The organism is Spirosoma aerolatum (assembly GCF_002056795.1).
In the GTDB taxonomy this organism is placed as follows: Bacteria; Bacteroidota; Bacteroidia; order Cytophagales; family Spirosomataceae; genus Spirosoma; species Spirosoma aerolatum.
Window position 1 is genome coordinate 2,683,430 of the sequence record NZ_CP020104.1, and the last position, 15,751, is coordinate 2,699,180.

Sequence of the window (15,751 nt, forward strand, 5' to 3'; positions counted from 1 at the left end):
CATTGTCCATTATTCATTGTGCATTAAACTCCTTAACCAAATGGATAGACGAGATTTTTTACAGCGGGCTTCGGTAGGGGCAGTGGCATTTTCATTGCCTGAGTTGCCCAACTTTCTGGCCGACAAACGCATGGGTATTGTTGTACACTCGTACTGGAGTCGGTGGAACTCGAAAGTGGATAGTAAAAAATATCCACCCTTTACCAACGCGCTTCAATTGCTGGATCACTGCCATCAGCTAGGGGCCGGTGGGGTGCAGGTAATCGTCAATGGCTGGTCGAGCGATTTTGCCAAACAAGTACGCGAAAAACGGGAGAAACTGGGCCTCTATCTGGAAGGTTCTATCGGGTTGCCCAAAAAAGCAGAGGATGTGCCTAAGTTTGAGCAGGATGTAATCGGGGCACGCGAGGCTGGCGCGCAGGTACTTCGGACGGTCTGTTCGAGTGGACGCCGATACGAAACCTATCACTCCGTTGCAGCTTTTGAGGAGCTCAAAAAAAACGCGCTGGCTTCCCTACAATTGGCGGAACCTGTACTTCGTAAACACAAAGTCAAACTGGGCGTCGAGAATCATAAAGATTGGCGGGCACCAGATCTGGTCAATTTGTTGAAACAGGTTAATAGCGAATGGATAGGCGTAACGCTGGATTTTGGCAACAGCATGGCCCTACTCGAAGACCCCATGGAAGTGGTGCAGACGTTAGCGCCCTACACATTCAGCACTCACGTAAAAGACATGGCTGTTGAAGAGTATCCGAACGGTTTCCTTCTGTCGGAAGTGCCTATGGGTAAAGGGATTCTGGACCTGCCAAAAATGGTCGACCTCTGCCGGAAATACAATCCATCGGGCACGTTCAGCCTGGAAATGATTACCCGCGATCCGCTGGAAATCCCCTGTCTGACGGAAGCCTATTGGGAAACGTTTCCTGCTTTACCTGGTTCCGATCTGGCCCGTTCGCTTCGGACAGTTCGGCAGCACAAATATCCCGGAGGATTACCCCGCGTATCTCAGTTGAGCGCCGACGAGAAACTGGCGCTTGAAGAAGAAAACATTGTTGCCTGTATCAATTACAGTAAAGGAAAATTAGGAATGGTATAGCTAGATAGAATACATCTGAATCGAGAACCATTACAACCGTATGACAAAAGACGTATTACCGGGAATAAAACAATTTGATCTTACAGGGAAGGTCGCCATCGTGACGGGTGGGTCGAAAGGATTAGGGCTGGCGATGGCCGCCGGATTAGCGTCGGCGGGAGCCAACCTCATGCTGGTGAGCCGAAATGCCGATGAATGCGAAAAAGCCGCTCAGGAGTTGACCCAGGATTTTGGTGTAAAAGCCATCGCTTTTGCCGCCGACATTACGAAACAGGAACAAACCGAAGCGATGGCAACAGCCGCCATAGACGCGTTCGGCCAAATCGATATTCTGATCAACAGTGCAGGTATCAACATTCGGGGCCCTATTGATGAACTCACGCTTGATGATTTTACCGCCGTGATGGACATCAATGTAACGGGTACCTGGCTGAGTTCTAAAGCGGTGACGCCTTATATGAAAAAAGCCGGTCGGGGCAGCATCATCAATCTGGCCAGTACGCTCGGGTTAGTTGGTTTATCGAATCGTACGCCGTACACGGCCAGCAAAGGGGCTGTCGTGCAGATGACGCGTGCGCTGGCGCTTGAATTAGCTCCTTTTAACATCAACGTGAATGCCATTTGCCCAGGCCCATTTTTAACGGCCATGAATGTGCCGATTGCTGATACGGAGGAAGGGAAAAAGTTTGTCGTGGGAGCAACGGCCCTGGGACGCTGGGGAGAATTACGAGAAATTCAGGGGGCCGCTATTTTTCTGGCGAGCGATGCCGGTACGTATATGGTTGGCTCGATGCTTACCGTCGATGGCGGCTGGACGGCCCGTTAAGGCTGTAAACCGATAACGTATAAACTGAAACCTTAACCGAACGAATGAACCTCTCAACTGATAAAAAGCCGACCCGGGTGCGCTATGGCATGTTAGCACTCGTCTTTGTGAACGTAGCGATTAACTACCTGGACCGCGCTAACCTGTCGGTAGCCGCTACCGAGCTGGGAAAAGATTTGGAGCTATCGACTGTTGAGTTAGGGAATATATTTTCGGCCTTTGGCTGGGCTTATGCTGCTTTACAGATTCCAGGTGGGATTATTGCCGATCGGTTTGGTCCACGAATTTTATATGCGTTTTGCCTGGTTACCTGGTCAATCGCTACCATGGCCCAGTCAGTTGCCAGTGGGTTTCTGAGCCTATTTTCGCTTCGACTGGCAACAGGTACGTTCGAGGCACCATCGTATCCGATCAATAACCGAGTTGTCACCAGTTGGTTTCCTGACAACGAACGAGCTTCGGCTATTTCCATGTATGTGTCCGGACAGTTCATTGGATTGGCTTTCCTGACGCCGGTTTTAGTGACGGTTCAGTATTATGCAGGTTGGAAAGGGCTGTTTATCGTTACGGGCCTGGTAGGGCTGGTATGGGGTGTTGTCTGGTATCTGTTCTACCGTGATCCATTGGATCATCCGCGTGTGAATCAGAGCGAATTAGATTATATTGAAGAAGGGGGAGGGTTGTTTCATGGCAAAAAATCGGGGACGGATACCCCGTCGTTATGGCGCTGGGAGAATTTCAAACTGATCTTTTCGAAACGGACCTTGTGGGGTGTTTACATCGGTCAGTTTTCGGTCAATGCCACACTCTGGTTCTTTCTAACCTGGTTTCCAACCTATCTGGTCAAATACCGGGGAATCGATTTCAGGCAGTCGGGCTATCTGGGGTCTATTCCGTTTCTGGCGGCTTGCGCAGGGCTGCTGCTGTCGGGCTTTGTATCAGATCGGCTGGTAAGGCAGGGGAAATCCGTAAGTATGGCCCGCAAAACACCAATTATTGCAGGATTACTGTTGTCGGTAGTGATTATCGGGGCCAATTATACCGATGATGTCGCCATGATTATTTTCTTCATGTCGTTAGCCTTTTTCGGCGTTGGTATGGCGTTGATCTCCTGGGTATTCGTCTCCATTTTATCGCCGAAGCACTTGATTGGCCTAACGGGTGGCGTATTTAATTTCATGGGAAATCTGGCTTCTATTGTGGTGCCCATTACCATTGGGCATCTGATAACGGGCACTGATTTTAAACCCGCCATCGTATTTATTGGTATTGTTGAGTTTATCGGGGCTTGTGCCTACATATTTATGGTCGGCAAAGCCGAACGAATTACCACTACCGACGCGAAACAGGAAGTGGTCTTATAAGGTTGTTCTCTATTGGGAATTTGGTTAAGCAGACTGACCATCAAGTCATTTACGAATAGCTTTGAACACTAAAGTAAAATTTTGTTGAGAAATAGCGAGGAGTGTATATTTTTAATTATATATAGTATTTTAAATCGTATATTTAGTAATAAAATTGTTTGATACTTCCTGTAAATCAGGGTGTTATGCTTTTTTTTCATAGGTAGTCTGGTCATTAATCAGGGCATAGGAAGATAATCAGGTCAAGTCTGGATGGCTGAGCTTATTCGGTGGGCGAAATAGATCCCCATAAAACCCGGATTTTTGCCCGGTGAGACGCGTAGTTATACGCTATGACGCTGTCTCTTTAACGATTTATTTTGCCTCTCACTTCATCGGTGAACAGTTCGTTGCTGAGCCGTCTAAATGGCTCATTGTGTGTACGTTTTACCTCGTTAAATAACATGACCAATGACTACTCATCGCCATCTTCTTTTACTAACCTGTCTGGCTGTTAGTATGGGTATTGCCCATGCCCAAACAATAGCATCCTTAAACACTACGAGTCGGTCGTCGGAGTCGGTAAGCACCGGAAAAGCCCCACATAAACCCAAGGCAACTATTGAAGCACCGTTTTATATCAAGCTTTATGGGTTTTATGGGCTGTTAACGCCGGGCTCCCAGGTAACTACCAGTTATACGTCAGGCCAGTCTGGTATGACGAACACAGGCTTCAAAAATAATGCTACAGGATTAGGGGCAGGGCCTCGGGCTGGCATTGGTGTCGGCGTAATTGTCAGTGAATTTATTAATTTAGGTATTGATGCCGATATGCTATTCGGGTCTACCCTAACGACGGAGAACAACTACAAAGGCTCCAATTATACATCTACAGGTACAACTTCGACAACCCTGCGGGTATTATCCATCACACCCAACATTACTTTTAAAGCGCTATCACGCCCTGCCTACTACATATATAATCGATTGGGCCTGGTAGGGGGATTGTGATGGATTATAAAACTACATCGAATAGCCTATATGCGCCAACAACCGGGGCCAGCACAACCACCAGTAGTGAAACCAATTATCGTGAAAATTCGCTGGCAATCGGCTATCAGGCAGCTTTAGGCATTCAGTTCCGTTTGGGAGAGAGTTTGCGTGGGTTTGCCGAGATAGTTGCCTACAACCAGTCGTTCCGGCCAAAGGAGTCTCTATATACCTCGACCAGTACAAAGTCTGGATCAACAACCAAGTCTACGTACATCTACCAATACAAAACGGAGGGCGAGTACACCAATACCAAGCAGGACGGGGTGGATGTTTATCAGTCTGCCAGTTCGAATGTGGTCATGAACAGCGTTGGCGTTGGCGCTGGTATTTTATTCCGGTTTTAAGCTACGGCTGGTATGTCTCAACCCTATTATGCGTTGCCGTTGCGTTTCGATGAGGTATTGCAACATAAACCGCATCCAACCTGTTCGTTGCCGCAGTCTATTGCCCAGAATTTATACCTGATGCTGACAACGCACTTTGCCGAGTCACGTTTCGACGAATCGTTTGGCTGTAGCCTGTGGGACGAAGATTTTTCTAATCAGGCCAATAGCCGATGGAAAGAAGAGGTTCGCCAATCCATCGAAGCGTCGATTGCTGAACATGAAAAGCGACTTACTCAAGTGCGGGTACGTGTGGATTTGAACGATCAGGAGATGCTGCTTGGACGGGTAAGCAAACGAGTAAAACGGCGGCTAACAGTATGGATCGATGGTCAGCTAGTTCGTACTAATGAACAATTTTCGTTTCAGCGGAGCCTGTTTCTGGCTCCATTGTCAACCGAGTAACGATTTGTGGAAGTCAGTTTAGGGGGTGATGGTTGCATTCGCCCCCGAAACTGACTCCTGTGAAGAGAATGCCAACGACTAACTAACCCGTATCAAATGGCTACCGATCTTGTTGCAGAAGGTTTTTCCCGCGAGCGAGTCAAAGCCCGGATGTTACGCCGGGCGGCTGAGCTATGGGGGTATGCCGAAACAGATCTGGATAGTTTCGACCCTCTGGTAGCGTTGCTGATCGAAGCCTGCGCCATGGAATTCGAACGGGTATCGGTCGAGATTGGCAATACCCAAACCCGCCTGCTTGATCGGCTGGCTCAGGTGTTGCACCCTGAACCGGATGTCGCCCGGCCGGCTTTTGCCATCGCGCAGGCGCGTCCGGTGGAGCCTAAGACTCGTTTATCGGCTGCAACCCAGCTCAGTTTTAAGCGCACCGGAGCCGCCCGTACCGATGCGGGTAATGCACTCGAAGCCTTTTTTTCACCCGTCGGCACCTTTCCCATTGTCGACGGTGCTGTACGGTATATAGCGACTACCGAAACGCTGTTCCGGGTCGATGAAGCCATTCAGAAACTACCAATTGCTCAGCATCAGGGTGCAGCGGCTGTGTTGCCCTATCAATCGCTCTGGCTGGGGTTGGAATTGGACGAGGACGTTACTTCGCTGGAGGGGGTCTCATTCTTTTTTGACTGGCCAACGGAACCTGATCGGCAGGAGAATTTGGCTGCATTAACAATGAGTTCCTGGTGGCTGGCCGGACAAACTGTACAGGTACGGGCAGGTTTACCAACCGATGCTACAGATACTTCATCAGGTTCGTTGCTCGAGCGGGAATTCAACGTCATGCACAAAGTAGAAAAACAGGCCGTTTCTGGTTACGAACGCCATTTTGTGACGGTTGAGTCGGCTCCATTGTTCAAATCGATGTCCGAGCATCGCCAGCCCTATCCGTCGGGTATAGCTCAGTGGTTTTCAGACCGGGAATTAAGGACCATTCGGGAATCATGCTGGTGGATCGAGGTGCGGTTGCCCCATACCGTCAGTGTACAAACGCTGGCAGGTGTAATCTGTGGAGTCAATTGCTTTCCAGTGATTAACCGACGGCTTCACCGGATTACGTACCGACTTCAGCAGAACCTCAATATTATCCCACTCGAAACCGATCGATGCTTCCTGGCGGTACGTGATATACGAACCAGTCAAAACCGCTCGTTAACGGCCATTCCACTAGGAACTATGTCTGGTGTGGAAACTGAAACCTATACGATCCAATACGGTGTCAGTCGATTCGATGAACGGGATGCCCGTCAGGCATTGACGAATTTACAGGATTTACTGCGCGACGAAAGCGCTTCCTTTGCGGCCCTGGGCGAAGATTTTCTGACGTCAGTCATTCGGGAACTGAATCAGGCATTGGCTCGGCTTGAAGCAAAAGTAGATCAGAAAACGCAGAAACGCGATACGATTCCATACCTGATTATCAAACCAAAGCAACCAGGTGATACGGTTTATATCGAGTACTGGACTTGCGATGGGGAGGCTGCCAATCGCCTTCCGGCTGGAAGCCGCCTGACACCATACGCCGACAACAATCTTCGGAAAGATGGTGGATTTCTAATTACGACCACTGCGGGTGGGCGTGAGCGACCAAAAGAATCGGAGAAAATTACCCAGTATAAACGGGCCTTGCTGACCCGTAATCGTATCGTAACGCTGGAAGATGTCCGGATTGCCTGCCAGGCCGAACTGGGCCATCACCTCCAGTCGGTTCTTGTCGAGCGATCATTTCGGATTGATCCATTACCAACCAATGGCTTCCAGCGGTGTATTCGAGTCAGCTTACAGCCCTCGGCCAGAAGTAGCTTTTCTCCGGCCGATTGGCAGCAGCAGGCCATTTTGTTACAACGTAGTCTGGAAACGCAGTCGGTGTCGGCATTGCCATTTGAGGTCGTTGTGTTGTCAGGTTAAAACATACCCAGTTATTCACTTAGTATCCAGTATATAGATTGATTGAATTGCCTTTAATTCAGTAACTTATGGATATGCTATCCGTCTACGCCGAACGACTTAAGCACCTGCCCATCGACTTGAAAGCCGAGGTAGTGCTGGCGGATATGCTCGAAGATGGGGTTTCGCTCGATGAACTGGTACTCAACCCGGAAGGCCTGGGCAAACGGACTTTTGGGCGCGATATCAGCCAAACGGAATGGAAGGAAGCTCAGCATACGTCGAAGCGGTGGTTGCAGATTGACCTGAACCGAAGTGGTTTGTATGATCTGCTGCCGGAAGGGGTTTTTCATCAGCCAACGGCAAATGAGGTGGCAACGTCCAAAGAAGCTATCCTGCGCGAAATGAGCATTCAACGCGAACGGGAAAAAGCGGCCCGTACGTTTTTTCTGCCGTTTGAGCAGGAGTTTTTTCGGCAGCGTATTCGACTTGAGCAGGAACAGCGTGCGTACCCGGTTCATAGCGATACCGAGCAACCTAATGAGTTACTGAGCTGGTTCTGGAACCTTCCCAATTTCCTGACATCGGAGCAGGTAAAACGTTTGCTGTACATCCTGCCCGTGATCCATCATATGGTAGGCGATCCAACAGCGATGAAAGCCTGCTACGAACAATTGATGGAAGAGCGTGTAAGCCTACAGCTTGAACCAGGGGGCATGACGCTGGTCGAGACTGATACTGCACCACTGGGGGAGTGGCAGTTGGGCGAAAGCTCGGTAGTTGATGGTTGGTTACGCGACGAAGAACCGTTGCTGCGAATAATCGTGCATATCGACCGAACCGAACGGGTGGCCAACTACCTGCCTGGTAGTGATGGGCGTCGAATGATTGAGTGGCTTGCGGGTTATCTGGCTCCCCTGGATGCTGCTGTAGGTATTGAACTGGATACGTCAGCTCTGAACGATACGTTTCTACTGGCCGAAAACGAGGTATTTGGACGATTGGATTTTACAACAAACGTATAATTGGATGTATGGTATATGATGTAGGATGTATTTTAATGTACAGATTCATGTAGCCATCATACATCCTATATTATACATCAATAATTGGCCCTCTCTACTATGACAATACCAGAACTCTCCTATCTTCCCGTCAACTGGGTGGATGGCATGAAGATCGCCCGACGCCATTTTACGGAGTGGGAAAATTTCATGCACGATCAATTGCGTGATAGCCATGCCATGGGTTTGTCGCGGTTTCGCTATGGCATCTTGCCTGCTTCGAATGCCCTCGACATGCAGGTTCAATGCGATTACAACCAAAATATAAAAGTCCAGCTTCGCACCTGTCGGGCGGTCAGTCCGCATGGGGGACGGATTGATTACCATAATCCGACTGATTCGCTAACCTGTACGACCTCGTTTGCAACACTGGCAGCTACCTATGGCCTGCAAACGGGTAAACCACAAACCTTCGATGTACTGCTGACAGTCGATCCGTTCAAACGCGTACCCACAGGCGAGCCAATCCTGACCGAAACACCCCCACGACATCCGCACACCCGTCCCGAATATCGGCTCGATGTGGTGCCATCGGCGCAGGTACGGGCAGGGGAATTAAGCTATCAGTTGATTGTTGGCCGGATTCGATATGGGAATGGCGAAGTTCAGCAGGACCCCGATTATATTCCAGCCTGTACATCGGTCTACAGCCTGCCCCGGCTCCAGCAATGGCACCAGCAATTTGGCAAACACCTCGAATCGCTGGAAACGAATGCGTACAAAATCCTGCAGCGTACTAAGGAGCGGGATTCAAAAAACGCCCTGCAAACCAGTACCTTACTGATGGCCGAACGCATTGCCTTTACCTTGGGCGACATCAGTACGCGCTATAGTTGGATTGTTCCTTACGAGCCACCCGTGTATATGGCTGAAACACTTTTACGGCCCATTCAGGCAATGCGTGTGGTTATGACTATGCTTAGCGGCCGCGAACGGGAAGAGTTTATTGGCTATATCAGCGAATGGGCTGATCTGACGCCAGGCGCTCTGGAAGCGCAGCTCAATGCAGTTCTGCAATTACCGTATGAACATACGGAACTGACCCAACTGCTGGCGGAGCTGGATACGTTTTATCGAACCGTTTCGAATGTGTTTTATAAGCTGGCTCAGTTGGATTTTATCGGCAAACGCAAAGGGCAAAACGTATTCATCATCGAACACGAAGTAAAGGAAACCCCGCCCGAAAAGCCCCGTTCGCGTTGGAGTCCACTTGGGTAGAACCGCTAAATAAGTCATTCTAAGTGGCTGTCTGAAAATAAGTTAACATTGATTGCATCAGCCGTTTTGACGGTCTTCCTTAACCACTGAAAAAAACTCTCTATATAATCGATGGAACCTCTCAATAAACCGGAACGCCAGCAAGCCTTCAGCCGATTTCTGGGTGTGTATTGCCTTTCGCTTAGTATTCCTTTACTAGCCGTATATCTGTTATTTAGCGCGCCAAATTATGTGCTGAAGCAGGAAAATGCTCGGCTGACCGAAACGCTAAATGAGCAAACGCAAAAGCTGATGAAGCCGATGGAGGGCGTAACGGCGAACCTGAAAACGCTCCAGACCACCGATCAGGCGTATTTAAAAGCGACCGATATTGAAAAGGGAAGTTTAAAGACCCAGCTCTCGGGACTGGAAAGTGGGATTCAACAGCAGGTAAACATGTTGAAAGCCGATACCGTGCAATTGCAGCCCATGAATAAGCAACTGTCGAATCGGATTATCAATGCCTACGATGCCGTGCTTACCTACCGCAACAGCATCAGTTACTTGCGCGAATTGCTGGAGAAAGAGGGAATCGATGCCAGCCAGATCGACAAACTGACGGCAGCACTGACTCAGGCACGACAGGAGAACGAAATGCTGAAACTGCTGGCGGCCAAATCCGCAGCGCCAGCGGCTGCTCCGGCTCCATCGGGCGGTGGCGGACCCAATTACCTGTCGCAGTTTCAGGAATGCACGGGCAAACTGGTCGATGCCCAACGACGTATCAATGATTTAACAGCCCAGTTGAAAGTGGCTGGTAGCAATCCCGCTCCGACCGTTTCTGCGCCTACCTCAGCAGGGGTATCACGAGCGGATGTGGAAATGGAGATTGTGGACCGATGTGAGAAAAAAGCCGATGCCACAAACCGCCCCCCGCTCTGGCGTCGTCCGTTGTATGAATTTGCCGTAGAAACGCTGGAAAAAAATACCCGTCCCGATGCCCAGCAGCGTATCACGGCTATCAATGCCAAGTTACGCCGATTAGGTTCTGATTGATTGTTATGGGCATTCGTTGGCATGGATGGTAGCTGAGCTACTCGGTGTATAGCCCTCGACAACGACGAATGACAAGCAATGGCTACCTAATGACCTCCACTAGTTAAACTCCGATTCTGATGGCATACACTGAAGAAGTAAAACGGGCGATACAGATTGCCCAGGCTCTTTCGAAGGAGTATCAGAATGAGCTGTTCGCTCCGGCGCATCTGCTCATGGGCCTGCTTCATAATGAGGTAGGACTGGCTTCTTGGCTAGGTGTGATGGGTCAGGATGTGCCTTACCTGCGCGAGTGGGCCGAGGTACGGATTGAAGCCAGCCCTAAAGCTAGCCGATTATCGACCAACCCACCGGGCGATGAACAAGTGAAAGCTACCATGGAACTGGCCGATCTGGTTGCCATGCAGTTAGGAAAAGCACAGACCGACCCTGTTTGTGTGCTGGCGGCTTTGCTCAAGCCAGGGATTGCGTTTACGCCAGAGCAGTTGAAGAGCTTTCCTCTGACACAGGTCGAACTGATGCGGGCGGCACTGGCTGATGCCGATGTTCAGACAGCGGTTGCGCCAGCGGCTGGTTCGGAGGGCGGGACAAAAGCAGCCGGAGCTGGTAAACCGACGTCGGAGCAGGCGTTGCTGCGGTATTGTGTAGATAAAACCGCTATGGCTACAGAAGGACGTCTGGACCCGATTTTGGGCCGCGACAGGGAAGTCAGAATGATGACCGAAACCCTGGGACGTCGGACCAAACCCAATGTGATTCTGGTTGGTGAACCGGGTGTCGGGAAAACGGCCCTGGCCGATGGCTTTGCGCTTAATATCGTGGCGGGCGATGTGCCCGGCCATCTGAAAAATGCCCGGCTCCTCGAACTCGATCTGGGGGCATTGGTGGCTGGTGCTTCTTACAAAGGTGAGGTCGAAGATCGGCTGAAAAGCATTCTCAAAGAGCTAAAACAAGATGCCAAAATCATTTTGTTCATTGACGAAATCCACCAACTGCTGGACAGCCGGGGGCCGCTTGGAACGGGCGTTGCCAACTTGCTCAAGCCTGAACTGGCCAAAGGGAATCTGACCGTGATTGGCGCTACGACGCTCGATGAATACCGGAAATATATTGAAACCGATGAAGCTTTTAGCCGCCGATTCGATGTGTTGCGGGTAGAAGAGCCTTCGGTCGATATGGCTATTCGGATGGTACAACGGCTGGTTCCTTTTTACGAAAGTCATCATCAGCTCACCGTTGGGGCCGATGCGGTTTCGGAAGCCGTCACCCTTGCCAAGCGTTATAGCCGAAATCGTCGGTTGCCCGATGCTGCCGTTGACCTCCTCGACCGCACGTTGTCGGCTGTTCGTATGATCAGCGAACGAACCCCCGCAGAAGTGGCTCAACTGACGGAACAACTGAACAAACTGACCAATTCATTTGATGGAAGTGGCTCATTAAGCAATCTACGTTACCTCCATCAGGAACTGGAAGCCAAAATAAGCCCCATTCTATTAGCGAATCTGGCTGCGGAACGTGAGAGCGATGACGAATCGACGGATGATCCTTTTGAATCGGTTTCGACACTGACCGAATATATTCAGCAGAAACTAACCCGGCTTTCGGCCTTGACCGATGCGCAAAAAACAACCGTCGATCGGCATGATGTAGCGGCCGTGATTTCGCACAAAACGGGTATTCCGCTGGGGAAAATCCAAAGCAAAGAGCGAGACAAACTGCTGGCAATGGATGAAGTCTTGAAACAGCGCGTTATCGGGCAGGATCATGCCGTGAAAGCCGTCGCCGACGCTATTCTGGAGTCTCGCTCCGGCCTCACCAAAGCCGGTCAACCCATCGGCTCCTTCTTTTTGCTTGGACCGACTGGTACGGGTAAAACGGAACTAGCCAAATCGCTGGCCGATTTCCTGTTCAACGATGAGTCGTTCCTGATTCGGTTCGATATGTCGGAGTTCAAGGAAGAACATTCAGCGGCTTTGCTGTACGGGGCTCCTCCGGGCTATGTCGGCTACGAAGAAGGGGGCTTGCTGGTGAATAAAATCCGTGAGAAACCCTACTCAGTCGTTCTGTTCGATGAAATTGAGAAAGCGCACCCATCTGTGTTCGACATCTTCCTGCAAATTCTGGACGAAGGTCGTCTGCACGACCGATTAGGGAAGGAAGGCGATTTCTCGGATGCGGTTGTGCTATTTACTTCAAATATTGGAAGCCAGTTGGTTATTCAGCGATTTGGCGAAGGCCAGATTCCGACCAATACGGAGCTGATGGAAACCATGAGCCGCCATTTTCGCCCCGAATTTCTGGCTCGGTTGACCGAGATCGTACCCTTCGCCCCGATCTCGGAAGAGAACGCGATTCGGATTTTCAACCTCCATCTGCGCAGCCTGACCGATCAATTGACGAAGCAAGGTATTACGCTCGATCTCACAACCGAGGCTCGTCGGCACCTGGCTCTTTCGGGCTTTACACCGCAGTATGGAGCCCGGCAACTGAAAGGGGTAATTCGGAACCAACTTCGGCGGCCCATTTCTCGAATGATCATTGCCGGAGACGTAATGAAAGGGTCTACCATTCGCGTCGATGTAAACAATGAAGAGCTTCAATGGACGATAGCCCATGAAGAAACGGCCTTAACCACTTCTGTTGAACAACCTGCTGATAGCCAAGCGCAAACCGCTTAACCAATGGGACAGCCTGCCGCACGCTTAGCCGATATGCACGTTTGCCCCATGCAAACACCGGCCGTAGTACCGATTCCGCATGTGGGCGGCCCCATAATGGGGCCTGGAATGCCGACTGTGCTGATCGGTGGTCAACCGGCTTCCGTAGTTGGTGATCTGTGTACCTGCGTAGGCCCTCCTGATGTGATTGCGATGGGCTCCACATCGGTGCTGATTGGCGGAAAGCCTGCTGCTCGCATGGGAGATACCACCGCTCATGGCGGAAGCATCGTAGCGGGTTGCCCAACCGTGCTGATTGGTGGGTGAGATGAAGGTTGCAAAGATTGATTTCTAACCGTTTAACTGAGTATACATTATGTTCGATTACGGAATTGGTGGGCAGGAGCGGAAGCTCAATGTCAGCGAAAGCATCGTCGATATCCCACAAAATAAAACCCTCCTCATTGAGAAGTTGACATCCGACCCGCCTGTTCGCCCGGAAGTGGTCGAAGGACTGAAAACAGTAGGAGAGGTGTTTGCCCATTTCCGACCCGAAGTAGAGGTCGAGTTTGAAACGGACGAAGGAGGCAGCACCAGCGAAACCCTCCAGTTTATGTCATTAGCCGATTTTGGCCGAAAAGGTATTATCGCCCAGAGCGAATACCTCCAGGAGCTGAGCATGACTTTTGAAGATTTTCAGCGCTATGTGAAGCAGTTGAAATCGAACAAAATCCTAAAAACAATGCTCGAAAACCCCGATGGGAAAGCCGCCTATATAGCAGCTATTCAGGCTATGATTCGTGAACTGGAAGAAGCCCAATAAACTAGTTTACAGTCTTCAGTTTATAGTTTTCCGTCGGTTGACGCATCCATCATGCCCGCAACAGCCAACAGGAAACTATAAACAGTAAACAGAAACACACAACATGGAAGCACAGGATAAACCGCTCAAAACCAGCGAAAAGCTCGCTGAAGATATACCCTCCCTTGAAGCCAGTTCGGCCAAACTAGCCAAATACGGTGGATTTTCTATTCTGGAAACGACCCTGGAGGGCGTTCAGAATCTGAATCCCGAAAAAAAGGCCCGTAAGAAAATCTTCCTTACCGAGCAGTCGAAGCAGCAGGAACGGGCGCAGTTGAGCAAACGACTTCAACTCATGCTTGACCTGCTCACCAGTGCCGATTCAGTAGCTGAGCTGGCCGAAACTGCCCAGTCGAAGGCCGAAGCGGCACAGACGCTGCTGAGCGAAAACTTACGCCGAGCCTTCGAAGCCAGCCGTGGACTGGAACAGGCCTATCGGTCAGTTGCCAGCTTTTACGCCAATACCGAACAGGACAAGGTAAAGAATGTCAACATTATGAACGCCGAGCCGGAGCAGCTCACCGACCTCGATAATACTACGTTTATCGATGCGGTTGCCGAAGAGTTTGCTCGTAATTACGACCGGCTTGACCTCCGTGATAGCTATGCCCTGATGGTGCTGCCCGGTTATCTGGGGTCAAAGAAAGTGGTGGATACGTGGGCGCAGATTGCGCATAAAAACAAGGTCATGATGGTGACGGACTTCCAACACCTCGACGCCCCCGACGACGTGGTTGATCTCTTTGAATCGGCTGATCTGACAGGTGGGGATGCTTATCTTTCCAACGTGATGATGACCTGCAACTGGCTGGCCGGACGTGGGCGGCACCAGGACGTTGGGGAGGAAGAAGACCTGTATGTGCCAGGGTCAAGTGCCTTGGCGGGTAAGCTATACGCAACGGTCATGTCGCAGGTGTCGGCTGGGCGGAAACACGGTTCGCTGAATGGAGCCGACGGCGTGCGGTTCCCGTTGAAGAAAAGCGAAATATCGACACTCGAAAAAATGGGCCTGATTCCGATGGTCAACGAATACGGCAAGGTGATGCCCTTCTCGGCCAAAACGCTTTTCAATGGCGATAACCTCGGGTTGCAGACCTACTCCGTAGTCCGTGTATTCGACTACATCACCAAAGTGCTGATTGATTTCCTGAACCGCCGGGCGTTTGAGAATTTCAACTACAACACGAAAGCCGATATCCAGAAGCAGATCGTAAAGTTTCTGGACAACGTAACGGGGCCGGGTAAGCTCATCGAAAAGTTCAAGCTGTTGCGCTTTGAGCAGGACCCTAAGCAAAAAGATCGGATTTACCTCGACATTCACATGGTTCCTTATTTTCCCGCTAAAACGTTCCTGCTCAAACTCGACGGACAGAAGGGCGACGACCCCGATTCGGCTGAGTGGAAAGCAGATTATGATCAACAGTAAGGTCTTTTATTCACCCTTTTAACACTAGTTAGTATGGCTTCATTTAATGCCAAGTTAGAGATCGATGGCGTTAGCGATCCAATTGAGCTGAGAAAAGTTTATGTGACCTGTCACCGGAAGCGCGATACAAAAGGGCGGCCTTCGTCGGCTGCCAGGTGGGTTATTGCCGTAGCGATTGATACGGATGAGGACGGTACGTTTACCGAATGGATGGTTAGCCCAACCATGGCCAAAAATGTCACGATCAAATATTATAAGATTGATGAAGAAGGCTCTGTGCTGAAGCAGTGGACCATGAAAGATGCTCACTGTTATGGAATGACGGAAGGCTTTGTGGCTGACTCTTCCATTCTAATGACCACACTGGTTATTTCGGGAGATGAGATCAGCAATGGCAATGCCTCCTTACCCCATGTCTGGAGCTAACCTCTAACCTTATATA

15 protein-coding genes are annotated in these 15,751 nt (G+C 50.3%); all 15 read left to right on the top strand.

Features of this window, described 5'->3' with window-relative positions; translation table 11 throughout:
- Positions 1-40 precede the first annotated feature (40 nt).
- Positions 41-1,099 carry a sugar phosphate isomerase/epimerase family protein gene (locus B5M13_RS10765; RefSeq protein WP_080055675.1) on the top strand — a complete coding sequence of 353 codons (1,059 nt, stop codon included), beginning with the start codon at positions 41-43 and terminating at the stop codon, positions 1,097-1,099.
- Between the two features lie 40 nt (positions 1,100-1,139).
- The gene (locus B5M13_RS10770; RefSeq protein WP_080055676.1) at positions 1,140-1,925 is read left to right on the top strand and encodes an SDR family NAD(P)-dependent oxidoreductase; all 786 of its coding nucleotides are present in this window, start codon (positions 1,140-1,142) and stop codon (positions 1,923-1,925) included.
- Positions 1,926-1,969: 44 nt separating this feature from the next.
- Positions 1,970-3,289, top strand: a complete 1,320-nt coding sequence (locus B5M13_RS10775; protein ID WP_080055677.1) for an MFS transporter — start codon at positions 1,970-1,972, stop codon at positions 3,287-3,289.
- 450 nt (positions 3,290-3,739) lie between these two features.
- On the top strand, positions 3,740-4,279 hold the full coding sequence (locus B5M13_RS34080) for a hypothetical protein (RefSeq protein ID WP_245859931.1): 540 nt from the start codon (positions 3,740-3,742) through the stop codon (positions 4,277-4,279).
- Positions 4,279-4,665 (top strand): hypothetical protein, encoded by a 387-nt coding sequence (locus tag B5M13_RS34085; RefSeq protein ID WP_245859933.1) that lies wholly within the window; start codon positions 4,279-4,281, stop codon positions 4,663-4,665. Before B5M13_RS34080 ends, B5M13_RS34085 begins: the two co-directional genes overlap by 1 nt.
- Positions 4,666-4,677: 12 nt before the next feature.
- A complete protein-coding gene (locus B5M13_RS10785) occupies positions 4,678-5,109 on the top strand; it encodes a GPW/gp25 family protein (RefSeq protein ID WP_080055678.1) in 432 nt (143 codons plus the stop codon).
- Positions 5,110-5,205: 96 nt separating this feature from the next.
- Positions 5,206-7,068 carry a type VI secretion system baseplate subunit TssF gene (locus B5M13_RS10790; RefSeq protein WP_080055679.1) on the top strand — a complete coding sequence of 621 codons (1,863 nt, stop codon included), beginning with the start codon at positions 5,206-5,208 and terminating at the stop codon, positions 7,066-7,068.
- Positions 7,069-7,136: 68 nt separating this feature from the next.
- Positions 7,137-8,072, top strand: a complete 936-nt coding sequence (locus B5M13_RS10795) for a hypothetical protein (RefSeq protein WP_080055680.1) — start codon at positions 7,137-7,139, stop codon at positions 8,070-8,072.
- Positions 8,073-8,171: 99 nt separating this feature from the next.
- Positions 8,172-9,329, top strand: coding sequence for a hypothetical protein (locus B5M13_RS10800; RefSeq protein ID WP_080055681.1), 1,158 nt, complete (start codon positions 8,172-8,174; stop codon positions 9,327-9,329).
- Positions 9,330-9,440: 111 nt separating this feature from the next.
- Positions 9,441-10,364, top strand: a complete 924-nt coding sequence (locus B5M13_RS10805) for a hypothetical protein (protein WP_080055682.1) — start codon at positions 9,441-9,443, stop codon at positions 10,362-10,364.
- A 119-nt stretch (positions 10,365-10,483) separates the two neighbouring features.
- On the top strand, positions 10,484-13,042 hold the full coding sequence (locus tag B5M13_RS10810; RefSeq protein ID WP_080055683.1) for an ATP-dependent Clp protease ATP-binding subunit: 2,559 nt from the start codon (positions 10,484-10,486) through the stop codon (positions 13,040-13,042).
- A gap of 3 nt (positions 13,043-13,045) precedes the next feature.
- Positions 13,046-13,348, top strand: a complete 303-nt coding sequence (locus tag B5M13_RS10815; RefSeq protein WP_080055684.1) for a PAAR domain-containing protein — start codon at positions 13,046-13,048, stop codon at positions 13,346-13,348.
- A gap of 49 nt (positions 13,349-13,397) precedes the next feature.
- Positions 13,398-13,844: a hypothetical protein gene (locus B5M13_RS10820; RefSeq protein WP_080055685.1), complete on the top strand. Its 447-nt coding sequence runs from the start codon at positions 13,398-13,400 to the stop codon at positions 13,842-13,844.
- A 103-nt stretch (positions 13,845-13,947) separates the two neighbouring features.
- On the top strand, positions 13,948-15,309 hold the full coding sequence (locus tag B5M13_RS10825) for a DUF5458 family protein (protein ID WP_080055686.1): 1,362 nt from the start codon (positions 13,948-13,950) through the stop codon (positions 15,307-15,309).
- Between the two features lie 33 nt (positions 15,310-15,342).
- The gene (gene tssD / locus B5M13_RS10830; protein ID WP_080055687.1) at positions 15,343-15,735 is read left to right on the top strand and encodes a type VI secretion system tube protein TssD; all 393 of its coding nucleotides are present in this window, start codon (positions 15,343-15,345) and stop codon (positions 15,733-15,735) included.
- Positions 15,736-15,751: the final 16 nt, after the last annotated feature.